The organism is Pseudomonas sp. LFS044 (assembly GCF_047978245.1).
Classification (GTDB): Bacteria; Pseudomonadota; Gammaproteobacteria; order Pseudomonadales; family Pseudomonadaceae; genus Aquipseudomonas.
This window is the reverse complement of the sequence record NZ_JBFPFX010000041.1, coordinates 1-20,583: the sequence shown is the minus strand read 5'-3', so window position 1 is coordinate 20,583 and position 20,583 is coordinate 1. Positions and strand designations below refer to the sequence as shown.

Genomic DNA, 20,583 nt, shown 5'->3' with positions numbered 1-20,583 from the left:
AAGATCAGCTTTGGCAATTAGGCAACGATATAGTGGAAATCTATTCCACAATGGGGGCGATCGGTGCTGAGCGAACAACGCTTGAAAGGTATTGCGGTTTTCATCTGCGTGGCAGAAGCCGGCAGCTTCACCGCAGCCGCCGACCGCCTGAGCTTGACCACCTCGGCGGTCAGCAAGAGCGTGGCGCGGCTTGAGGAGCGTTTGAACATCAAGCTGTTCGAACGCAGCACCCGCCGCTTGGCCCTGACCGATGCGGGGCTCGATTACTACCGCACCTGTAAAGAGGTCGTGGCCAGCCTGGACGAGGCCGAGATGGCCATGCACAGCCCCCAGACAGAGCCATGCGGCCGGGTGCGAATCGACCTGCCGGCGTCTTACGGCAAATTGCGGGTGCTCCCCCTGCTCATCGACTTCATCGCCCAGCATGAGCTGCTGATGCCACACATCACGCTCACCGACCGCTTTGTCGACCCCCTGGAAAATGGCATCGACATCCTGGTGCGCATCGGCGGGCCCGACACCTGGCCCCAAGGTATGGAGCGTCGATTGCTGGGTGTTCAGCAGCACATCTTTTGCGCATCGCCAGGCTACCTGCAGCGGCGTGGAGTACCTGAAACTGAACAGGACCTGCATGCACATGGCTGCGTGCTCTATGGCAAGACCGACGGCGGCGTATACCCGCTGCACTTTCCCGGTGGCCATGCCAGTGACAGTGAGCAGCGCATCGTCCCCGGGCGCATCGCCATTGGCAACGCAGAAGGGCAACTGGCGTTGGTGCTGGCCGGGCTGGGCGTGGCTCAGTTGCCCACGTGGCTGGTGCAGGAGCACCTCGACGCAGGCACGTTGGTGCAGATCCTGCCTGAACTCACCACTGACGGCTTGCCGATCAACATCGCATGGCCCAAAAGCCGGCAATCACAGCCCAAAGTGCGGGCATTGGTCGATGCCATTTGTGCGCACGCGATGCAAAATTGTACAAAAATCTAACTCTGTATAGCTTTATGCGAAGGGCTGATCTATACCTGTACAAGAAAACTTTTTTGTACAGGCTCGAGCATGCCCAGCTACCTGCAAACCTTCGCCGAACGCTTTGCCCGGCTCGATGCGCACACCCTCGACCAGCTGGGTGACTTGTACAGCGACGACATCAGCTTTCGCGACCCGCTGCATCACATCAGCGGCCTCCCTGCCCTGCGCGCCTACTTTGCCGAGCTCTACGGCAATATCCAGGAGGTCCACTACACCTTCGAAGGCACCGATGAGGTGGCGCCAGGCCACGGCTACATTCGCTGGACCTTGCAGTTTCGCCACCCGCGCCTGAATGGCGGGCAACGGGTCAGCCTGCAAGGCTGCAGCCACCTGCGCTGGCATGAACGCGTGCACTTTCATCAAGACTACTTCGACGCAGGCGCACTGCTTTATGAGCATGTGCCGGTGCTGGGCGGCGCGGTCCGTTGGCTCAAGGGCAGGCTGGCATGAGCCGCTGCTGGCTGACCGGTGCCAGCAGCGGCATTGGCGCAGCATTGGCGAAGTGCCTGCTGGAACAAGGCCACCAGGTTGCGCTTGGCGCTCGGCGGGCTGACAGCCTGGCGCCGTTGGCCGCGCAGTTTGGGCAGCAGACCTTGCTGGCAATCGGCGATATCGATGACCCGCCGCAGGTCGCACAAATGGCCGCACAGATCGAGCAGAACTGGGGCGCGCTGGACCTGGTGATCCTCAACGCCGGCACCTGCGAATACCTTGAACCTGGCCAGTTTGACCCGCTACTGGTCGAGCGTGTGGTCCGTACCAACCTGGTCGGCCTCAGCCACTGCCTGCACGCTGCCTTGCCGTTGCTGCGCCGTGGCCAGCGGCCGCACCTGGTGGTGGTGGGCAGCTCGGTGTCGTGGCTGGCACTGCCCCGTGCCGGGGCTTACGGCGCGTCCAAGGCGGCCGTGCGCTACCTGATCGAGTCACTGCGCATTGACCTGATCAACGAGGGCATCGACGTCACCCTGGTCAGCCCCGGCTTCGTCGACACACCGCTGACCCGTCGCAACGACTTCCCCATGCCCCAGTTGTGGAGCGCCGAACGCGCCGCTGCGCACATCGCTGCGCGGCTGCCGCGACGCCCGCTGGAAATCAACTTCCCCGGTGTTTTCACCCAGGTGCTGCGCCTGCTCGGCGCGCTGCCGGTGCGCTGGCGACTGAAGCTAGGCCAGCGCCTGGCACGCAAGCAGCAGGAATAGACCCACATGCGCATCGCAATCATCGGCAGCGGTATCGCTGGCCTCACCTGTGCCTACCTGCTGTCACGCCGGCACGACGTCACGGTGTTCGAAGCCGCCGACTGGATCGGTGGCCATACCCACACCGTCGATGTGCAATGGGGCGGCCAGCAGTACGCGGTGGACACCGGTTTCATCGTCTTCAACGACTGGACCTACCCGCACTTCATCCGCCTGCTCGACCAGCTGAACGTCGCGTCCAGGCCAACCGAGATGAGCTTTTCGGTGCACGACCCGCGCAGCGGTTTCGAATACAACGGCCATGACCTGAACACGCTATTCGCCCAGCGCAGCAACCTGTTGTCTGCCGGGTTCTGGGGCATGTTGCGCGACATCGTGCGCTTCAACCGCAAGGCCATTGCCGACCTGGAAAACAAACGCATCGACGACGCCACCACCCTGGGTGGCTACCTGCAGATGCAGGGCTACGGGCAGCGTTTCATCGACCATTACATCGTGCCGATGGGCTCGGCGATCTGGTCGATGTCGCGTGCCGACATGCTCGGTTTTCCGCTGCAGTTTTTCGTGCGCTTCTGCCGCAACCATGGCTTGCTGTCGGTGAGCAATCGCCCGCAATGGCGAGTGATCGAGGGTGGCTCGCGCAGCTACCTGGCGCCGTTGTGCAAGCCTTTTGCCGAACGCATCCGCCTCAATTGCCCGGTCAGTCGGGTGAGCCGTGACGAGGGTGGCGTGACCGTGCTCAGCGCAGTTGGCAGCGAGCGCTTCGACAGCGTGGTGTTCGCCTGCCACAGCGACCAGGCGCTGGCCCTGCTCGAGGCGCCCAGCGCCGACGAGCGCGCGGTACTGGGCGCCATCACCTACGCCAGCAACGACGTGGTGCTGCACACCGACACCCGCCTGCTGCCCAAGCGCCACAAGGCCTGGGCCAGCTGGAACTACCGCCTCGGTGGCCCGCAGCAGGCCCCCGCCGCGCTGACCTACGCAATGAACATCCTGCAGGGCATCGACGCGCCGGTGACCTTTTGCGTGAGCCTGAACCAGACCGCGCTGGTGGACCCGACGCAGATCCTCGCCCGCTTTGACTATGCGCACCCGCAATACAGCCTGGTAGCCCTGGCCGCACAGGCCCGCCAGGACGAACTGCAGGGGCGTCAGCACAGCTACTACTGCGGCGCTTACTGGGGCAATGGTTTCCACGAAGACGGCGTGGTCAGCGCGCTGAAAGTCGCGGACTTTTTTGGAGAAGGCTTGTGAACAGCAGTTTGTGTCACGGCTGGGTCAACCATCGGCGCCTGACCCCGCGACAGCACGTGTTCCGTTACCGCATTGGCATGTTCTACCTGGACCTGGATGAACAACCCCGCCTGCTCGGCCTCAGCCGCTGGCTGGGGCGTTCACGGCTGGCGCCGTTGTGCTGGCGAGAAAGCGATTACCTGCCCGCGCTGACCCGGCAGGGCGTGCCCTTGGCCCAGGCTGCGCGGCAACTGGTCGGCCAGGCCACCGGGCAAACACCTGAAGGCGCTGTGCACCTGCTCACTCAGCCACGCTGCTGGGGGTTGTCTTTCAACCCGGTAAGCGTCTACTTCTGCCACGACCGGGCCGGCCAGCTGGTGGCGATCCTGCTGGAGGTGCGCAACACGCCCTGGCGCGAGCGCTTCCACTATGTGCTGCCCGTGCACCACGGCCTGAAATCGGGGTTCTCCGTGGCCAAGGCATTTCACGTTTCGCCCTTCATGCCGCTGGACATGGAGTACCGCCTGCGCTTCGTGCTCGATGCACAGCGCGTGCACATGCACATGGAAAACTGGCACGAAGGGCAAAAGGTGTTCGACGCCGACCTGGCCTTGCAACGTGCGCCGCTGGACCGCGCCGCCCTGCACCGCCACATCCTCACCTTCCCCTGGATGAGCCTGCGCACGGTGTCGGCCATCTACTGGCAAGCCCTGCAGTTGTTGCTCAAGCGCACACCCATCCACGACCACCGCGCCAGCCAGGGCAACCTGGGCCTCGGCCACGCCGCCTGTAAGGAGCCCGATCATGACCGATCCCACGTTGAGCGTTAGCAAGTCGGCCGGCCGTACGCCGTTATTCGCCAGCCTGGCCAGAACGGCCGTGCTGGCCCAGTTGCGGCGCCTGGCCCACGGCAGTTTGCGGGTAATCTGCAATGACCGGCAGTGGAGCTTCGGCGACACCGGCAGCGCGCTCTACGCCGAAGTCGAAATCGTCGACGAGGCGGCCTGGAGCCTGGTCGCCAGCAGTGGTTCGATTGGCGCTGGGGAAGGCTACATCCACGGTTACTGGCGCAGCCCCGACCTGGCCGCGGTAACCCGCGTGTTCGTCGCCAACCTCGATGTCCTCGACGCCATGGAGGGCGGCCTGGCGCGCCTGGCACGCCCCGCCCTGCGCCTGCTGCACCAGCTCAACCGCAACAGCCGGCGCGGCGCACGGCGCAACATTCTCGCCCATTACGATTTAGGCAATGCCTTGTTCGAACGCCTGCTCGACCCGACCATGATGTACTCGGCGGCGCAGTTCGACAGCGCCGAGCAAAGCCTGGAACAGGCACAACTGAACAAGCTTGAAACGATCTGCCAGAAGCTTGAACTGAAACCCGACGAGCACCTGCTGGAAATCGGCAGCGGCTGGGGCAGCCTGGCCATCCACGCGGCCACCCGGCATGGCTGCCGTGTTACCACCACGACGCTGTCTGACGCGCAATACACCCACACCCTGCAACGCGTGCAGGCGCTGGGGCTGACTGAGCGCATCACGGTGCTGCGCGAGGATTACCGAGACTTGCGCGGGCGCTTCGACAAGCTGGTGTCAGTGGAAATGATCGAAGCCGTCGGCCACCGCTACCTGCCCACGTACTTCCGCCAGTGCGCCGGGCTGCTCAAGGACGACGGCCTGATGCTGCTGCAGGCGATCACCATTCGCGACCAACGCTACGCCCAGGCGCGCCGTTCGGTGGATTTCATCCAGCGTTACATCTTCCCCGGCGGTGCGTTGCCCTCGCTTAGCGTGCTGCTGGATACCGCCAGCCGCCAGACCAAGCTGAACCTGGTCCACCTCGAAGACTTCGGCCAGGACTACGCACGCACCTTGCGCCATTGGCGCGACAACCTGCGCCAGGCGCGCGCCGCGCTGAAAGAGCTGGGTTACGACGACACCTTCCAGCGCTTGTGGGAGTTCTACCTGTGTTACTGCCAGGGCGGGTTCGAGGAGCGCGCAATTGGTGTGGCGCAGTTGCTGTGGGCGGCGCCGCAGGCGCGTCGGGCACCGCTGCCAGGCGCCTGAGCGGTGCCCAGGCGATGGCTGATCGGCAATGCCTTGTGGTTGCAGGCAGGGTGGTGGATCTGTGTATTGGGGGCGCACAGGCCTTGGCTGCTGGTGATGGTGCCGATTGGCCTGGCGTTGCACCTGCGCTATTGCCAGGACCGCGGTGCAGAAGTGCGTGCGCTTTTTTGGGTAACGCTTGCCGGTTGTGTGCTGGACAGCGTGCTGGGGGCGATGGGGGTGTTCGACTTCGCCCAATGGCCGTTGCCTCTCTGGCTGGCATTGTTGTGGCTGGTGCTGGCCAGCGGGCTGCGCCATAGCCTGGCGTGGGCAGCGCGGCCGGTTTGGCTCGGAGCGCTGCTGGGTATGTTGGGTGGCCCGCTGGCTTATCTGGCGGGGGCCCGCTTGGCGCAGGTAGCGTTGCCGATGGGGGTTATGCCGACTGCGATTGTATTGGGGATGATCTGGGCGCTGGTATTTCCATTGGCCCTGCGCATTGCATTAAGGCCTAAGCCAGCCCCAACCCTCTGATCAGCGCGGGCTACTGTGGGAGCGGCTTCAGCCGCGAAGCAGGCGCCGCGGTGGATGGCACCGGCTTCGCCGGTGTTCGCGGCTGAAGCCGTTCCTACAGGATCCCCGCCAAATCAGTAAGTTAGCGTTTGTTCTGTGGGAGCGGCATTGACCCTCTGTGTTCACGGCGTGCCCGCCGGCAACCGGCGGAAGAACAGGGTTATCTGCGCGACCTCCACCCCCAGCTTGCGCATGCTCGAGCGGTTGATCAGGGTGTCGGCATCCATCAGGTACATCCAGTCGTCGATGTCCATTTGCCAATGCCGCCCGTCCACCGGCACGTCGAGCGTGTAGCGCCAGCGCAAGGCATTGCCCGCCACCTCGCCACGCGCCTCGCCGATCACGTCACCCGCACGCCCGCGCCAGCGTCCGGGGCCGTCCGGGGTGATCGTCCAGGTGCGCTGCTGGCGGGTACCGTCGCTGTACAGGAAATGCTCGTCGAGGATCAGCTTCTCGCCCTCGCGGCGGCTGTCGATACGCACATGGAACCGCTTGGTCACCTCCCCCGAGCGCTTCTGCACCATGCCCCACGCCTGCACCGGCACCGCGAAGAACGCGACCAGGTCCAGCGTCGGCTTCTCGCCAGCGTAGTGGTCCACCTCGACGTTGCCGCAACTGCCCAGCAACAGGCAGCCAATCAACAGCAGCACTCTACCCATGTTCACTCTCCTCGATCGTTGCCCGCCAGGCCGAGCAGGCGCTGGCGTAACGCTGGGTCGCGGGCTCGCGGGTCGAGCCAGATAGCGAAGAAGGCGCGGGCGAACGCCGGGTCGGCGACCTCGTGGCGCAGTTGCCCGTCGACATAGAAACGGCTGCCCTGCCCTGGCAGGTACACCCCGGTGATGCGCGTGCCCGGCTGCACATCGACGAACGCCGCCTGCATGGCTTGCGCCCATCGGTCCTGCGTGGGCTGGGGCAATTGCCCGCCACTCAGGCGGCGCATCTCGTCCAGGCTTGCCTGCACCAGCGTGTCGCGCGACAACGCCCGGTGGTAGATCAGCTCCAGGGCGAACGGCGCTTGCCAGCCTTGAGGCGTCCCGGCGCTCCACAAGCGGGCGGTGTACACCCTGAAGCCAAACCAGGTGAACTCGCCGCTGCCCACCTGGCGCGCGTCGGGCACCGCGGGTCGCCAGTCTGCCGCGGCCGCAAACCCCGCCAACAGCAGTACAGCCAGGAGAAACGCACCGCGTCGACGCGCCATGAGAGGGACACCGCAGAACCCTAATGTTGTACAAGTATATTTTCCTGTATAGCTTTTTGCTGCGAGATCGACGCCCATGGCGAAATACATGACGGACGGCATTCGTTCGGTTATCGAACAATAGAGCCATACTCGGCATTGACGGTGCGGGTTTCACTGCTCACCATGCCACGGCCTTGCGAGTGCTCCCTGCCTTGAGCCAAAACCGCGAGCTAGATGCATCCGCCGTTCATTACAATTTCAAGAAACAGGTACATCCGCCATGCCTCCGATTCCCCATGCTTCCATGGGCAGCAAGATTCGCGGCGCCTTTGCCGTCGGCAAGACGCGTTGGGGCATGCTCGCCCTGGTGTTCTTCGCCACCACCCTGAACTACATCGACCGCGCCGCCCTCGGCATCATGCAGCCCATGCTGGCCAAGGACATGAGCTGGACGGCGATGGACTACGCCAACATCAACTTCTGGTTCCAGGTGGGGTATGCCATCGGCTTCCTGCTGCAGGGCCGGCTGATCGACAAGGTAGGTGTCAAACGCGCCTTCTTCGTCGCGGTACTGCTCTGGAGCCTGGCCACGGGCGCCCACGGCCTGGCCACCTCGGCCGCCGGTTTCATGGTCTGCCGCTTCATCCTCGGCCTGACCGAAGCCGCCAACTACCCCGCCTGCGTGAAGACCACGCGCCTGTGGTTCCCTGCCGGTGAACGGGCCATCGCCACCGGGCTGTTCAATGCCGGCACCAACGTTGGCGCGATGATCACCCCGGCACTGCTGCCGGTGATCCTTGCCGCTTGGGGCTGGCAGGCGGCCTTCATCGCCATGGGCTGCCTGGGCCTGGTCTGGGTGATCTTCTGGGGGCTGAAATACTTCAACCCTGAAGACCATCCGAGCGTGCGCCAGAGCGAGCTGGACTACATTCAGCAAGAGCCGGAGCCTGAGGCGGTGCGTGTGCCCTTCAGCCGCATCCTGCGCATGCGCGGCACGTGGGCCTTCGCCGTGGCGTTCGCGATCACCGCGCCGGTGTTCTGGTTCTACCTGTACTGGCTGCCGCCGTTTCTCAACCAGCAGTACAACCTGGGCATCAGCGTCACCCAGATGGGCATCCCGCTGATACTGATCTGGCTGACGGCCGACTTCGGCAGCATTGGCGGCGGCATCCTCTCGTCGTGGCTGATCGGCCGCGGCGTGCGCGCCACGCGGGCGCGGTTGATTTCGATGCTGATCTTCGCCTGCACCATCATCAGCGTGACCTTCGCCGCCCACGCCAGCGACCTGTGGGTCGCGGTGCTGGCCATTGCCGTGGCGGTCGGCGCGCACCAGGCCTGGACGGCAAACATCTGGAGCCTGTTGATGGACTACACGCCCAAGCACCTGGTAAGCACGGTGTTCGGCTTCGGCAGCATGTGCGCGGCCATCGGCGGCATGTTCATGACGCAGATCGTCGGCAGCGTGCTGACCATCACCCACAACAATTACGGCGTGCTGTTCACCATGATCCCGACGATGTACTTCATCGCGCTGGTGTGGCTGTACTTCATGGCGCCGCGCAAGGTCGAGACGGCGTAAGCGCTAGACCGGTTTTCCTCGAAGGGGCCTGCGGGCCTCTTTTTTTTGTATGGGGGGTGGGGGTGCCTGCCTTGGGATCTTTGGTGATGCACAAATCGAGCGCCGCCCGCGCGGCGCATCGCGGGCAAGCCCGCTCCTACATTTGCTGCAACGCGCCGTTCCAGTCAGGCCATGGTTGTCCGCCTTGGCGCATGACTGAAGACAGATGGGGCGCCGGCAGCGCCAGCCGAGAAATTGCGTCGTGCCAACAAGGCTGGCAACTATGGCCTCACAGGCCATGGCACGTTGCAACAAATGTAGGAGCGGGCTTGCCCGCGATGCGCCGCGCGGGCGGCGCTCGATTTATGCATCACCGAAAATCCCAAGGCAGGCACCTGGCAGCCAACCCCTTATCTCCCGCCAGCCCCACCCCAACTTTTTCGTATACAAAATCAACCATTCCTGGTTACATTACCCCCGCGCCTACGACACCGGTAATCGCCGCTGCGTATTGCGACAGGCCTGAAGCCATGCACTACCCCTACCCGCTCGCCCTCTCCGAGCCCCCTGCGCGAATCGATGCATTCGCCGCTATTTCGTTACCCCGGCAGCCCACCCTTCGCCCCACGTCGAGCCTATGCGCCTCGACGGCGTCGACGCGCGCGCTGCAGCCCTGACCTACCCTGCCAACCACGCAGTGTTTGCCACACAGCACCTGGTTTCCAGGGCCTGGCTCTAGTCGAAAACCGGGTGTCCATACACACAGATTGCAACCCGCACCCCTCACGGGAAGGAACACCAATGCCCAAGACTTTGCTGATAAAAAACGCCGAACTGCTGGTGACGATGGACGGCGAACGCCGCGAGATCAGACGCGGCGGCGTGTACATCGAAGACAACCTGATCAAGCAGGTCGGCCCCAGCGACGAGCTGCCCCAGCACGCTGACGAAATCCTCGACATGACCGGCAAGGTGGTCATCCCGGGGTTGGTCAACACCCACCACCACATGTACCAGAGCCTCACCCGCGTTGTGCCAGCGGCCCAGGACGGCGAGCTGTTCAACTGGCTGACCAACCTGTACCCGATCTGGGCAAGGCTGACCCCCGAGATGATCGCGGTGTCGACCCAGACGGCCATGGCCGAGCTGATCCTCTCGGGCTGCACCACCTCCAGCGACCACCTGTACATCTACCCCAACGGTTGCAAGCTCGACGACAGCATCCACGCCGCCGGCGAAATCGGCATGCGCTTCCACGCCGCGCGCGGCAGCATGAGCGTCGGCCGCAGCCAGGGCGGGCTGCCACCGGATTCGGTGGTGGAAAAGGAAAGCGACATCCTCAAGGAATCGCAGCGCCTGATCGAGGACTACCACGACGCCAACCACGGCTCGATGCTGCGCGTGGTGGTGGCGCCCTGCTCGCCGTTCTCGGTCAGCCGTGACCTGATGCGCGAAGCCGCAGTGCTGGCGCGCAACTACGGGGTGTCGCTGCACACCCACCTGGCCGAAAACGTCAACGACATCGCCTACAGCCGCGAGAAGTTCGGCATGACCCCGGCCGAATACGCCGAAGACCTGGGCTGGGTCGGCCACGATGTGTGGCATGCCCACTGCGTGCAACTCGACCAGCACGGCATCGAGCTGTTCGCCCGCACCGGCACCGGTGTGGCCCACTGCCCATGCTCGAACATGCGCCTGGCCTCGGGCATCGCGCCGATCCGCAAGATGCGCGACCACGGTGTGCCGGTAGGCCTGGGCGTCGATGGTTCGGCCTCCAACGATGGCGCCAGCATGATCGGTGAAGTGCGCCAGGCGCTGTTGCTGCAGCGTGTCGGCTTTGGCCCCGATGCGATGACCGCTCGCGAGGCGCTGGAAATCGCCACGCTCGGCGGCGCCAAAGTGCTCAACCGTAACGACATCGGTGCCCTGGCGCCGGGCATGGTCGCCGACCTGGTGGCCTTCGACCTCGGGCATGTGTCCTACGCCGGTGCTCACCACGACCCGCTGGCGGCGCTGGTGTTCTGCACCCCGACCCAGGTCCACACCAGCGTGATCAACGGGCGTGTGGTGGTCAAGGATGGCCGCATCACCACCGTCGACCTGCCCCTGGTGCTCGAGCGCCACAACCAACTGGCCCGCCAGCTGGTCATCGGCGAGTAATGCAAAACGGCCGTTGCGCACTGCAAAGCGCGTAACGGCCAACCCCTGTTCAAGAGTTCACCCACCGCGACTGAAACCGTGCTGTTAGACGCATTAAAAAAACAAAAGCGAGCTACTCACCATGACTTCACCCGCTACACCTCGTCCGGAAGACGAGAACCTCGGCGTTGGCGCCAATGTGGCCTATGGGCTGCAACATGTGCTGACGATGTATGGTGGCATTGTTGCCGTACCGCTGATCATCGGCCAGGCGGCCGGCCTGACACCGGCTGAAATCGGCCTGCTGATCGCCGCCTCGCTGTTTGCCGGCGGCCTGGCGACGCTTCTGCAGACCCTCGGTATTCCGTTCTTCGGTTGCCAGCTGCCCTTGGTCCAAGGGGTGTCCTTCGCTGGCGTGGCGACAATGATCGCGATCATCGGCAGTGACGGCCGGGTTGGCCTGTCGGTGGTGTTTGGCGCTGTAATCGCGGCGTCATTGATCGGGCTGCTGATCACGCCGCTGTTCTCGCGCATCACGAAATACTTCCCGCCCCTGGTGACGGGCATCGTCATCACTACCATCGGCCTGACCCTGATGCCGGTCACGGCGCGCTGGGCCATGGGCGGCAACAGCCAGGCAGCAGATTTTGGCAGCACCGCCAACATCGCCCTGGCGGCCTTCACCCTGGCCACCGTGCTGTTGCTGAGCAAGCTGGGCAGCGCCACCCTCTCACGCTTGTCGATTTTGCTGGCGATGGTGATCGGTACACTGGTGGCCGTGGCCTTTGGCATGGCCGACTTTTCCAATGTGCTGGACGGCACGCTGGTCGCCTTGCCTCAATTGATGCCACTGGGCGCGCCCGAATTCCGGGTTGCGGCGATCATCTCGATGCTGATCGTGATCGTGGTAACCATGGTCGAAACCTCTGCCGACATTCTCGCCGTCGGCGAAATCATCGGCACCAAGGTCGATTCGAAACGGTTGGGTAATGGCTTGCGCGCCGACATGATTTCCAGCGTCTTCGCGCCGGTGTTCGGCTCCTTCACCCAAAGTGCCTTCGCCCAGAACGTCGGCCTGGTTGCCGTGACCGGCGTGAAGAGCCGCTATGTGGTGGCCACCACCGGCCTGATCCTGGTGACCCTTGGCCTGCTGCCGGTAATGGGCCGGCTGATTGCCGCGGTGCCTACCTCGGTGCTGGGCGGCGCGGGCGTGGTGCTGTTCGGCACCGTCGCGGCCAGCGGCATCCGCACCTTGGCCCAGGTGGACTACCGCAACAACATGAACCTGATCATCGTTGCCACCTCGATCGGCTTCGGCATGATCCCGATCGCCGCGCCAGGCTTCTACCACCACTTCCCGGCCTGGTTCGAGACGATCTTCCACTCCGGCATCAGCTCGGCGGCGATCATGGCGATCCTGCTGAATTTGCTGTTCAACCACCTGCGTGCCGGCAACTCCGACCAGCAGTCGGTGTTCGTCGCCGCCAGCGAGCGCACCTTGCGCTACCGCGACATTGCCGGGCTCAATGAAGGTGACTTTTTCCGTGATGGCAAGCTGTTCGACTGTGACGGTAACGAAGTGCCGATCACCGAGGCCGACGACGGCCACGGCGAGGCTCCGGCGCCGCGCAAGAAGCGCCCTGAGCACGTGCATTGACTGGCAGCGGCGCCCAGGCGCCGCTTTTTTCGGGGCCGGTTTTACAGCACTTTCACCGCTCGCCCAATGAACTGCACAGGCCCCGTTGGCCGACCGGTTGGCGAGCCGCCGGCCTTCTCGAGGGTCAACTCGAACAGTTGGTTGGCTTCCAGCGGCGGCAGGTCGTGCGCGGGCACGCGGTATTGCTCACCCGGCTTGACCAGGCCCAACGACACCGGGGCCTGCCACTGCTCACCTTTGGTCCAGAACTGCAGCACCTTGTCGCTGGGTACCGGGAACTGGCCCAGAGGAATCAGCTGAATGCTGCGCGCGTCGCTGGCCTGCACCACCCAACCTGCAGCACTGTCAGCCGGTGCAACCAGCACCACCAGGTAAGACGGCGCCGGCGCTTGGGTGGTCAGCAGCGTAAATGCCAGCAGCAGGCTCGCAAGCACACCGGCCCCGGCCATGCCTTGCCACAGCGCCAAGCGTTGCCACCAGCGCGGTGGCTGTGCAGGTTGTTGCACATCAAGGCTGCGGTCGATCCGGCGCCACAACCGAGCGCTGGGCGCCACAGGCTCGGCCAGTGCATTGAGCGACAGTAGCCGTTGCTCCCAGGCATCCACGGCGGCACGTAGCTGCGCGTCTTCGCCGAGGCGCTTCTGCACGGCCTGGTGCTGCTCTGCCGACAAAGTGCCCAGCACATATTCCCCGGCAAGCGCGTCGAGCGCTTCTGCCGTTTCGCCCTGCGCTTTCTTCATCCCATGCACTCCCGCAACGCCTTCAGGCTGCGTTTGATCCAGGCCTTGATGGTGCCCAGCGGCGTGTTCAGCAAACTGGCGATCTCGGCATGGCTGCACCCGTCGACATACGCATGCAGGATGCACAGCTTGCGTGCAGGCTCCAGCTGCTCAAGGCAGCGATGAACCTTGGCCGAATCCGCTTGCAGGTCGATATCCCCGGCAAAGGGCGCAGGGGTGAAAGCCGCCTCGTCAAACACCACTTCCCGCCGGGTATCGCGAATGAAGTTGAGCGCCAGATGGCGAGTGACGCTGTAGATCCAGCCACGCGCCGAGCCGCGCGCAGGGTCGAAGCTGGCGGCCCGGGTCCAGATGCGGACAAAGGCGTCGTGCAGGATATCTTCGGCCGTCGCATCGTCGCGGGCGATACGCCGCGCGACGCCCAGCAAGCGTGCGCCCTCCTCCTCGTAGAGTGCATTCACACCGCCATCGACAGCGGTACACCCTGCAGCCATTCCGGGTGGTAGCGCAACAGCATCTCCAGGCCGCGCTCCTGGTAGGCCGGGAAGCTGATCGCGACCAGCGTCTCGCCCTTGACCTTCTGCGGCGGGCCGAGGCGCTGGAGGATCACGCCGTTGCGAACGAAATAGCGCTCCATGGCCGTGGTGGTCACCGCCACCACCGAACTGGCCCCCAGGTACCAGCCGCATTGCAGGCTGGACCAGAATATCTTCATCGCCAGCTGCGGATCGTCCGCCGCGCTGGCGGCGTAGCGCGAAAGCTCCCAGACCGACGGATCGCTCGGCGGGGTTTCGCTGCACAGGTAGGCGAAGACGTCCTTGAGCAGGTAGGCGTCGGTCGTCGGCAGCAGGCGGGCGCAACCGCAGATGCCCTGGCGGCCCATGGCGACGATGTAGCGGGTTTGCGGATGGTCGAACTGGTCGAATTCCTGGTCGCGGACCCTGGAGGTGGAGACCACGTCCCAGCCCAGCTTCTCGATGAAGACTTGATGCCGGTAGCGTCCCAGCTCGGCGATCATGGCGGCGGAAAGCCCTTCCAGCGATTCAGAGAGCAATTCGATCATGCAATGCGCGCCGGTCACCCTGCGCGCAAGCCTGGAGGCAACGTTGATAATCGAACGGAGGCAAAGGTGAGTTCACTGCAAGGTCCCTGGGCGGCACCCCAGCCAAGTGACTGGGGCTTGTCGATAGCGTAGACGCCAGCCACTCACCTGCCTGGTTCGGTCACCTTCATTTAGCCGCCCAGAAGATGTAGTCAGCCTGGTAGTCGACGACTTTGCGCTCGCCCTTGTTCTGCGCCGCGCAGGCGCTTGCCGGCGCCACGCCGCCACGGGTGGCCAGGCGCTGGATGAAGCTTACGCCGGTCATGGCGCCCTTGCCCTCGGCCGGGTTGGCCTGCACCAGTTGGTAAGGCAGGTCGCCCTTGGCCGCTGGCGCGATGGCCAACTGGGTGCCGGTGACCTTCGAGCCGTCCTTCGCCTGCCAGGTGGCGGGCGGCCCGAAATAGTCGCCCACTGGCTTGCCGGCCCTGTCGTTGAGCACGGCCTTGGGGCCGACGAAGGTCCATTCGGTTTGGCCCGGCGCATTGGCTTTGTCGCGGCATTCGTAGGTGATCTGGCCGACACCGACGGTCTCGAGCATGACCGAATGGCCGTCCGGCACCTTGACGGCGTCAGGTACGGTGGATTGAGCGTGGGCGGCCTGGTTGGCCAGTATCAGCACAAGGCCGCCGGCAAGCATCAGCAGGGTAACGGGGCTATTCATGGTGCACATCTCCTGGCGAGTAATCGACAGCGCGAAGTCGCGCTGCCTGTAATACCCGCCAGGGTGCTGTTTGGATGCAGCCCCCGATAACTATTTCGAGGGGCGTTGCCATCAGCCGGCTTCAGCCCGCACAGCCGAGGCTGCCTTGCGCAGGCTCCAGACGCCCCACGCCAGGCCGATCACCGCCGCGGTGACGGAGCCCGACAGCACGCCGAGTTTCGCTGCGCCCAGCGCGCCAGGGTCAGCGAAGGCCAGGTTGGCGATGAAGATCGACATGGTGAAGCCGATACCCGCCAGCAGCCCGATCAGGGTGATACCGCGCCAGGTGACACCGGCCGGCAGCGCACACCAACCCAGGCGCACCATCAGCCAACTGACGCTGACAATGCCCAACGGCTTGCCGGCGACCAACGCAACGGCAACGGCAACCATCACCCAGAACGGCCCGTCGGCCGACAGGTCGACACCGGACAACCCGACACCGGCGTTGGCCAGGGCAAACAGCGGCATGATCGCGTAGGCCACCCATGGGTGCAGGGTGCCTTGCACACGGGTCACTGGCGGCACCAGCTCACGCTGGGCCAGGCGCAGGTGTTTCAGCGGGCTCATGAGCTGGCTGGCATCACGCTCCGGTGCCTTTGCGCGGCCCAGCAGGTCGTCGGTGAAGCGGCTGACGGCCTCCAGCGGGCGCTCGCTCAGCGGCATCGCCTTGACCGGCGTCATCAGCCCCAACGCCACACCCGCCAAGGTGGGGTGGGCACCGGTCATCAGTACGCCCAGCCAGGTGATGAAGCCGGGGATGATGTAGGCATAGGCCGAGCCGACGCCGATCTTCTGCAGGCCGAGCACCAGCAGCAGGCCGATGGCGGCAACGCCCAGGCCGCTGTAATCGAGGCCACCGGAGTAGAAGAAGGCAATGATCAGCACGGCAATGATGTCGTCGATGATCGCCAGGGCCAGCAGAAACACCCGCACATTGGACGGGATCGACTTGCCCAGCAGCGCCAGCACACCCACCGCAAAGGCGATGTCGGTGGCGGTAGGCACCGCCCAGCCTTGGTGGTCGGCCGGGCCATGGTTGAACGCCAGGTAGATCAGTGCAGGCACCGCCACCCCGCCGACGGCCGCAGCCATCGGCAGCGTGGCTTGGCGCAGGCTGGACAGCGCCCCTTCATGGATTTCGCGGCGGATTTCCATGCCCACCACCAGGAAGAAGATGGTCATCAGGCCATCGTTGATCCAGAAGTGCAGTGACTGGGAATACACCAGCGAGCCGATGCCGAAGGTGATGGGCGTGTGCCAGAGGGCATCGTAGCTGTCAGCGGCGGGCGAATTCGCCCAGATCAACGCCGCCACGGCGGCGATCAGCAGCACGATACCGCTCACGGCCTCGATGTGCAGGAAGCGCTCGAAGTTGGCAAAAGCGCGCAGGGCGATGCGCTGGGCGCGAGGAATTACATGTTTTTGCATGGGCGCAAGAACTCCCGCTGGCGGCCCGACCGGCGTAGTTGTTTAACCTGCATCACTGCTCCGTGCAGCTAGCACCCGGGCGGCATTCTAGCGGAAAACCTGCCTGTCGTGTGCACAACCCGTTTATCAGCAACCTGCCTGCTGCGGCTGAACGCTACGATCTCGGGCAACCGGCTGCACTGGCGCGCACCGCGCTGGCCAGCTTCTGCAGATTGGCCTGCTGGGCGCCGACCAGGCTGCCGATGCTGTTTTGCGCGGGGGTTTGCACCGAGGTCCGGCACGTCATCTCAGCCTGCCCAGGGCGTTGCAGGCGCCACACCGTTTCCAGCAGCGCGTACTGCCCCGGGACCGAGTCGAACCGCTGCACATCCACCCGCAACAGCGCCCTGGGCGTGCCGCCCACCGGCCCGCCGAGCTGGTCCTGCAAGGCGCTGCGGAACTCATCGACCAGGTTAGCCCCCCACCATTCGGTTTCCAGGATCACCAGCCCGCTCGTGCCCTGGCGTATCACCAGTTGAGGGCGGTCCACCTGCGGCGGCACGCTGACCCGCTCGACCAGGATCTTCTCTCCCGTACTGCGGCTCGGCTGAGCGGCAACCAAGGTGTGATAGTTGTTGGGCGCGCTGCGACAGCCCGCGGTCAGCACCACCAGCGTGGCCAGCAACAGGGTAGGCAGCGTGCGCATTGGCTCATACTCCTTGGGGCATGCTCAGGGATTGACGTCGTCCGCGCCTGCGGCTTTCGGCCGCCCGCGAATCAGCGATTCAGGGTGACGGCCGAGATAGTCCGCCAGGTCGCGCAACGAGCGTGACATGCGTTCCAGCTCCTGCAGCGTATCGCCGAGTTTTTCCCGCTGCGGCGAGTTTTCGGCGATCGCCGAATTGGCCGTGCGCAGGGTCTTCTGCAGTTCATCCAGGGTGCTCGTCAGGCCAGGCAGGGTCTGCCCATCAACCCGCTTGGCGGCGCTGCGCAGCTCGCGCAGCGTGCCATCGAGGTTGCCGGCGATGCTTTCGAGCGGCAGCTTGCCGATGCGCTCGAGCACACCCTGCAGCTGCTCCTGGAGTTTTTCCAGGCTGCCGGGCACGGTGGGGATGACGATCGGGTCGGCGCTCATGTCGAAGGCGACCTTGGGCGCCTCAGGGTAGAAGTCCAGCGAGATGAACATCTGCCCGGTGATCAGGTTGCCGCTGCGGGCCTGGGCGCGCAGGCCGTGCTCGACGAACGTACCGATCAGTTGCCGGGCACCGGCGGCGTCGCCCTCGGTGTGCTTGAACACCTTGAGCATCTTCTGGTGCACGGGGCCCAGGCGCTGGGGGTAGATGGCCGCATCCACCACAACGGGGAAGCTCTGTTTTTTCGGGTCGTAATCCAGGGTGATCGACGTCACCCGGCCGAACTCCACGCCCTTGAATTCCACCGGCGCCCCCACTGACAGCCCACGCATCGACTGGTCAAAGCGCAGGCGCAGGTATTGCGCCTTGCCAGTTGGCGGTGCCAGGGCCGCATCGCGGTCGGCGAACAGCTCGAAGGCCTGCTGGTCGACAGCGGCCTCTGCGGGCGCTGCGTATTCGGGCGTGCCGAAGGCCAGCCCGCCCATGAGGATCGACGATAACGACTGGGTCTCGACCTTCAGCCCGTTGGCCCCGATCTGCATGTCGATGCCGCTGGCGTTCCAGAACCGCGTGTCGAGCGTGACGAACGCATCGTAGGGCGACTGCACGAAGATATCGATGTCCACGCCCCTGCCGTCGGGCTTGATCGCATAAGACACCACCTCGCCCACCGGGATACGGCGGAAATAGATCGATGAGCCGATGTCCAGCGAGCCCAGGTCATTGGCGCTGAGCACGAAGCGCTTGCCCTTCTCGCCGTAGGTGATGGGCGGTGGCGACTCAAGCCCGACGAAGGTTTTTTCAGGCTTTTTCGACTCGCCGGCATCGGCACCGATGAAGCTGCCCGACAGCAACGTGTCGATCCCCGAGATGCCGCCGGCGCCGATGCGCGGGCGCACCACCCAGTAGCGCGCGCCGTCGGTGGCGAACGACTCTGCCTCCTTGGACAGTTCGACCTTGGCCACCACGCCCTTGCGGTCCTCGGTCAGCTCCACCGTGGTCACTTCGCCGATCACCACGCTGCGGTAACGCACCTGGGTCTTGTGCGCCACCAGGCCCTCGCCGCTACGAAATGAAATGCTGATCACCGGCCCTTGCTCCATCCAGTTACGCACCACCAGCGAGGCGCCGACCAGCAGTGCCAGCACCGGGACGATCCACACCAGCGAGACACTGAAGCGCCGTGTGCGCACCTGCGCCTGGCCGGGCCGTGCGTGGTTCTCAGTCTCCAGCGCCATCGCCGTGCTCCCCGTGGTGTGGTTGGTCGTCCCAGATCAGGCGTGGGTCGAAGCTCATAGCCGCGAACATGGTCAGCACCACCACCAGGCCGAAAAACAGAATGCCGGGACGCGGCTCGATGGTGCCCAGCCCGCGCAGCTGCACCAGCGCAGCCACCAGCGCCACCACCATGACGTCGAGCATCGACCAATAGCCGATCAGCTCGACGCAGCGAAACAGCTGCGAGCGCTGCCGCCGTGCCCACTGGCTATGGCGCTGGGCAGTGAACAGCAGCAGCCCGAGGGAGACGAACTTGATCGCTGGCACGCCGATGCTGGCGATGAAGATGATCAGCGCGATGTCCCACGCGCCGGCCTCCCAGAACTCCAACACGCCGCCAACGATAGTGCTGTCGCTGCCCTGGCCGAGCATTTCGGTGTTCATCACCGGCAGCACATTGGCCGGTACATAGAAGATCAACGCCGCGAACAGAAACGCCCAGCCCCGGGCGATGGGGTTGGCCTTACGCCGGTGCAGCGGCGCGCCACAGCGGTCGCACTGGTGCTGGCCCAGGCGCAGGTCACAGGCCTGCCCACAGCCATGGCACAGGCACAGGCCCAGCTCGCCGGCCAGCGCCGGGGCACTCATACCTGCCCCCACAGGTCGCGGATGTCGCGCCCGGCAATGAAGATCATCAACACGCTCAACACCGCCAAGGCGATCAGCCCGATGCCCGGAATCACATCGAGCAGGCCCGCCAGTTTGATCACCGCAACCATCGCCCCCAGCAGGCATACCTCCAGCATGCTCCAGGGCCGCAGTTTTTCCAGCGCCCGCATGCAGCTGGCAAAGCCGGGGGCACGGCGCCCACCCACGGCAAAACCCAGCACCCAGCACAGCAGGGCAATCTGCAGCACCGGGGCGAAAATGATCGCCAGCGCCAGCACCAGGGCAATGAAAGTGATGCTGCCTTGGCTGAGCACCAACACCGAATCCCACAAGGTCGCCGAGTTGCTCAGGCCGCCCATGCTGATGGTCATCACTGGGTAGGCATTAGCGAACACCAGCAGCACGCCGCCGGTCACGCACAGGGCCAGGCGCTGTTGCACGTTCAACGGGTTGTGGCGGTACAGCACGCCGCCGCAGCGCAGGCATGCCGCGCTCTGGTGGCGCTGCAGGGGGGCGCGCTGGTAGACCGCGTCGCAGTACTCGCAAATGATCACATCATCTGCCCTGTGCAGCGCTGCGCCTGCATCAGTGCCCTTCATGGCGCGACCACTCGTGGGCCGCTGGCAGGGCCGTCGTCGACCCATTGCCAGAACAGCATGTAACCCACCGCCAGGATCACCGGCCCGATGAACAGCCCGATGAAGCCGCCCGTGAAGTCTCGTACCATGGGATTCTCCAGGTAGCCCAATCTGCGCGCAGTGGAGCCTGTTTGCCCAGGCCTCAAAAGCGCGACCTGACATCGCGGTGCATGGAGCACTGCTTCACCCTAGTACAGGTCGATCGCTTTTGCGCAGCGCGTGAAGCGCTTGCCTTGGGATCTTCAGCGCCCTTGAGATCGAGCGCCGCCCGCGCGGCGCATCGCGGGCAAGCCCGCTCCTACATTTGTTGCAACGTGCCGTTCCAGCCAGGCCATGGTTGTTCGCCTTGGCGCATGGCTGAA

The 20,583-nt window shown here is 64.7% G+C and carries 22 protein-coding genes; 10 read left to right on the top strand and 12 right to left on the bottom strand.

What is annotated here, in order from left to right; all coding sequences use genetic code 11:
* Nucleotides 1-63: 63 nt before the first annotated feature.
* From ACNQPL_RS25140 to ACNQPL_RS25110, 7 genes are all read left to right on the top strand, one after another.
* Nucleotides 64-987 (top strand): LysR family transcriptional regulator, encoded by a 924-nt coding sequence (locus ACNQPL_RS25140; RefSeq protein ID WP_346612412.1) that lies wholly within the window; start codon nucleotides 64-66, stop codon nucleotides 985-987.
* Nucleotides 988-1,056: 69 nt separating this feature from the next.
* A complete protein-coding gene (locus ACNQPL_RS25135) occupies nucleotides 1,057-1,479 on the top strand; it encodes a nuclear transport factor 2 family protein (protein WP_416468197.1) in 423 nt (140 codons plus the stop codon).
* Nucleotides 1,476-2,228 carry an SDR family NAD(P)-dependent oxidoreductase gene (locus ACNQPL_RS25130; RefSeq protein ID WP_416468196.1) on the top strand — a complete coding sequence of 251 codons (753 nt, stop codon included), beginning with the start codon at nucleotides 1,476-1,478 and terminating at the stop codon, nucleotides 2,226-2,228. Before ACNQPL_RS25135 ends, ACNQPL_RS25130 begins: the two co-directional genes overlap by 4 nt.
* Nucleotides 2,229-2,234: 6 nt before the next feature.
* Nucleotides 2,235-3,482, top strand: a complete 1,248-nt coding sequence (locus ACNQPL_RS25125) for an NAD(P)/FAD-dependent oxidoreductase (RefSeq protein ID WP_387526467.1) — start codon at nucleotides 2,235-2,237, stop codon at nucleotides 3,480-3,482.
* A complete protein-coding gene (locus tag ACNQPL_RS25120; protein WP_416468195.1) occupies nucleotides 3,479-4,291 on the top strand; it encodes a DUF1365 domain-containing protein in 813 nt (270 codons plus the stop codon). Before ACNQPL_RS25125 ends, ACNQPL_RS25120 begins: the two co-directional genes overlap by 4 nt.
* Nucleotides 4,266-5,525 carry a cyclopropane-fatty-acyl-phospholipid synthase family protein gene (locus ACNQPL_RS25115; protein ID WP_346612407.1) on the top strand — a complete coding sequence of 420 codons (1,260 nt, stop codon included), beginning with the start codon at nucleotides 4,266-4,268 and terminating at the stop codon, nucleotides 5,523-5,525. Before ACNQPL_RS25120 ends, ACNQPL_RS25115 begins: the two co-directional genes overlap by 26 nt.
* Before the next feature lie 3 nt (nucleotides 5,526-5,528).
* The gene (locus ACNQPL_RS25110) at nucleotides 5,529-6,035 is read left to right on the top strand and encodes a DUF2878 domain-containing protein (RefSeq protein WP_346612406.1); all 507 of its coding nucleotides are present in this window, start codon (nucleotides 5,529-5,531) and stop codon (nucleotides 6,033-6,035) included.
* A gap of 161 nt (nucleotides 6,036-6,196) precedes the next feature.
* Here the strand turns inward: ACNQPL_RS25110 and ACNQPL_RS25105 are convergent, their stop codons facing one another.
* Together ACNQPL_RS25105 and ACNQPL_RS25100 are read right to left on the bottom strand one after the other, a co-directional pair.
* Nucleotides 6,197-6,733: a DUF3833 domain-containing protein gene (locus tag ACNQPL_RS25105; protein ID WP_346612405.1), complete on the bottom strand. Its 537-nt coding sequence runs from the start codon at nucleotides 6,731-6,733 to the stop codon at nucleotides 6,197-6,199.
* A 2-nt stretch (nucleotides 6,734-6,735) separates the two neighbouring features.
* Nucleotides 6,736-7,275 carry a chalcone isomerase family protein gene (locus tag ACNQPL_RS25100; RefSeq protein ID WP_416468194.1) on the bottom strand — a complete coding sequence of 180 codons (540 nt, stop codon included), beginning with the start codon at nucleotides 7,273-7,275 and terminating at the stop codon, nucleotides 6,736-6,738.
* Nucleotides 7,276-7,537: 262 nt separating this feature from the next.
* Here ACNQPL_RS25100 and ACNQPL_RS25095 point away from each other — a divergent pair, with 262 nt between their 5' ends.
* The 3 genes from ACNQPL_RS25095 to ACNQPL_RS25085 all read left to right on the top strand — a co-directional run bounded on the left by ACNQPL_RS25095 (nucleotide 7,538) and on the right by ACNQPL_RS25085 (nucleotide 12,611).
* A complete protein-coding gene (locus tag ACNQPL_RS25095; protein WP_346612403.1) occupies nucleotides 7,538-8,836 on the top strand; it encodes an MFS transporter in 1,299 nt (432 codons plus the stop codon).
* 780 nt (nucleotides 8,837-9,616) lie between these two features.
* Nucleotides 9,617-10,975, top strand: a complete 1,359-nt coding sequence (locus tag ACNQPL_RS25090; RefSeq protein WP_416468193.1) for an 8-oxoguanine deaminase — start codon at nucleotides 9,617-9,619, stop codon at nucleotides 10,973-10,975.
* A gap of 121 nt (nucleotides 10,976-11,096) precedes the next feature.
* Complete coding sequence (locus ACNQPL_RS25085; RefSeq protein ID WP_416468192.1) at nucleotides 11,097-12,611, top strand: nucleobase:cation symporter-2 family protein; 1,515 nt, start codon at nucleotides 11,097-11,099, stop codon at nucleotides 12,609-12,611.
* A 41-nt stretch (nucleotides 12,612-12,652) separates the two neighbouring features.
* Here the strand turns inward: ACNQPL_RS25085 and ACNQPL_RS25080 are convergent, their stop codons facing one another.
* From ACNQPL_RS25080 to ACNQPL_RS25035, 10 genes are all read right to left on the bottom strand, one after another.
* Nucleotides 12,653-13,351, bottom strand: coding sequence for an anti-sigma factor domain-containing protein (locus tag ACNQPL_RS25080; protein ID WP_416468191.1), 699 nt, complete (start codon nucleotides 13,349-13,351; stop codon nucleotides 12,653-12,655).
* Nucleotides 13,348-13,845, bottom strand: coding sequence for a sigma-70 family RNA polymerase sigma factor (locus ACNQPL_RS25075; RefSeq protein ID WP_416468190.1), 498 nt, complete (start codon nucleotides 13,843-13,845; stop codon nucleotides 13,348-13,350). Before ACNQPL_RS25075 ends, ACNQPL_RS25080 begins: the two co-directional genes overlap by 4 nt.
* On the bottom strand, nucleotides 13,809-14,414 hold the full coding sequence (gene rhlI / locus ACNQPL_RS25070; RefSeq protein WP_003138177.1) for an acyl-homoserine-lactone synthase: 606 nt from the start codon (nucleotides 14,412-14,414) through the stop codon (nucleotides 13,809-13,811). Before rhlI ends, ACNQPL_RS25075 begins: the two co-directional genes overlap by 37 nt.
* A 166-nt stretch (nucleotides 14,415-14,580) precedes the next feature.
* A complete protein-coding gene (locus tag ACNQPL_RS25065) occupies nucleotides 14,581-15,090 on the bottom strand; it encodes a DUF3455 domain-containing protein (protein WP_416468206.1) in 510 nt (169 codons plus the stop codon).
* Nucleotides 15,091-15,225: 135 nt separating this feature from the next.
* Nucleotides 15,226-16,584, bottom strand: a complete 1,359-nt coding sequence (gene nhaA / locus ACNQPL_RS25060) for a Na+/H+ antiporter NhaA (RefSeq protein WP_416468189.1) — start codon at nucleotides 16,582-16,584, stop codon at nucleotides 15,226-15,228.
* Nucleotides 16,585-16,738: 154 nt separating this feature from the next.
* Nucleotides 16,739-17,269 carry a PqiC family protein gene (locus tag ACNQPL_RS25055; RefSeq protein WP_416468188.1) on the bottom strand — a complete coding sequence of 177 codons (531 nt, stop codon included), beginning with the start codon at nucleotides 17,267-17,269 and terminating at the stop codon, nucleotides 16,739-16,741.
* 24 nt (nucleotides 17,270-17,293) lie between these two features.
* Nucleotides 17,294-18,934 carry an intermembrane transport protein PqiB gene (locus tag ACNQPL_RS25050; protein ID WP_416468187.1) on the bottom strand — a complete coding sequence of 547 codons (1,641 nt, stop codon included), beginning with the start codon at nucleotides 18,932-18,934 and terminating at the stop codon, nucleotides 17,294-17,296.
* Nucleotides 18,918-19,562 (bottom strand): paraquat-inducible protein A, encoded by a 645-nt coding sequence (locus ACNQPL_RS25045; RefSeq protein ID WP_346612394.1) that lies wholly within the window; start codon nucleotides 19,560-19,562, stop codon nucleotides 18,918-18,920. The genes ACNQPL_RS25050 and ACNQPL_RS25045 overlap by 17 nt, the downstream gene beginning before the upstream one ends.
* Nucleotides 19,559-20,182: a paraquat-inducible protein A gene (locus ACNQPL_RS25040; RefSeq protein WP_416468186.1), complete on the bottom strand. Its 624-nt coding sequence runs from the start codon at nucleotides 20,180-20,182 to the stop codon at nucleotides 19,559-19,561. The genes ACNQPL_RS25045 and ACNQPL_RS25040 overlap by 4 nt, the downstream gene beginning before the upstream one ends.
* The gene (locus tag ACNQPL_RS25035) at nucleotides 20,179-20,310 is read right to left on the bottom strand and encodes a hypothetical protein (protein WP_346612535.1); all 132 of its coding nucleotides are present in this window, start codon (nucleotides 20,308-20,310) and stop codon (nucleotides 20,179-20,181) included. The genes ACNQPL_RS25040 and ACNQPL_RS25035 overlap by 4 nt, the downstream gene beginning before the upstream one ends.
* Between the last annotated feature and the right edge of the window lie 273 nt (nucleotides 20,311-20,583).

Coding starts and splice junctions, on each gene's coding strand:
- ACNQPL_RS25045 (WP_346612394.1), bottom strand. CDS start 19,562: ATGAGTGCCCCGGCGCTGGCCGGCGAGCTGGGCCTGTGCCTGTGCCAT.
- ACNQPL_RS25100 (WP_416468194.1), bottom strand. CDS start 7,275: ATGGCGCGTCGACGCGGTGCGTTTCTCCTGGCTGTACTGCTGTTGGCG.
- ACNQPL_RS25085 (WP_416468192.1), top strand. CDS start 11,097: ATGACTTCACCCGCTACACCTCGTCCGGAAGACGAGAACCTCGGCGTT.
- ACNQPL_RS25115 (WP_346612407.1), top strand. CDS start 4,266: ATGACCGATCCCACGTTGAGCGTTAGCAAGTCGGCCGGCCGTACGCCG.
- rhlI (WP_003138177.1), bottom strand. CDS start 14,414: ATGATCGAATTGCTCTCTGAATCGCTGGAAGGGCTTTCCGCCGCCATG.
- ACNQPL_RS25065 (WP_416468206.1), bottom strand. CDS start 15,090: ATGCTTGCCGGCGGCCTTGTGCTGATACTGGCCAACCAGGCCGCCCAC.
- ACNQPL_RS25055 (WP_416468188.1), bottom strand. CDS start 17,269: ATGCGCACGCTGCCTACCCTGTTGCTGGCCACGCTGGTGGTGCTGACC.
- ACNQPL_RS25035 (WP_346612535.1), bottom strand. CDS start 20,310: ATGGTACGAGACTTCACGGGCGGCTTCATCGGGCTGTTCATCGGGCCG.
- ACNQPL_RS25135 (WP_416468197.1), top strand. CDS start 1,057: ATGCCCAGCTACCTGCAAACCTTCGCCGAACGCTTTGCCCGGCTCGAT.
- ACNQPL_RS25080 (WP_416468191.1), bottom strand. CDS start 13,351: ATGAAGAAAGCGCAGGGCGAAACGGCAGAAGCGCTCGACGCGCTTGCC.
- ACNQPL_RS25130 (WP_416468196.1), top strand. CDS start 1,476: ATGAGCCGCTGCTGGCTGACCGGTGCCAGCAGCGGCATTGGCGCAGCA.
- ACNQPL_RS25040 (WP_416468186.1), bottom strand. CDS start 20,182: ATGAAGGGCACTGATGCAGGCGCAGCGCTGCACAGGGCAGATGATGTG.
- ACNQPL_RS25090 (WP_416468193.1), top strand. CDS start 9,617: ATGCCCAAGACTTTGCTGATAAAAAACGCCGAACTGCTGGTGACGATG.
- ACNQPL_RS25105 (WP_346612405.1), bottom strand. CDS start 6,733: ATGGGTAGAGTGCTGCTGTTGATTGGCTGCCTGTTGCTGGGCAGTTGC.
- nhaA (WP_416468189.1), bottom strand. CDS start 16,584: ATGCAAAAACATGTAATTCCTCGCGCCCAGCGCATCGCCCTGCGCGCT.
- ACNQPL_RS25075 (WP_416468190.1), bottom strand. CDS start 13,845: ATGGCTGCAGGGTGTACCGCTGTCGATGGCGGTGTGAATGCACTCTAC.
- ACNQPL_RS25095 (WP_346612403.1), top strand. CDS start 7,538: ATGCCTCCGATTCCCCATGCTTCCATGGGCAGCAAGATTCGCGGCGCC.
- ACNQPL_RS25125 (WP_387526467.1), top strand. CDS start 2,235: ATGCGCATCGCAATCATCGGCAGCGGTATCGCTGGCCTCACCTGTGCC.
- ACNQPL_RS25050 (WP_416468187.1), bottom strand. CDS start 18,934: ATGGCGCTGGAGACTGAGAACCACGCACGGCCCGGCCAGGCGCAGGTG.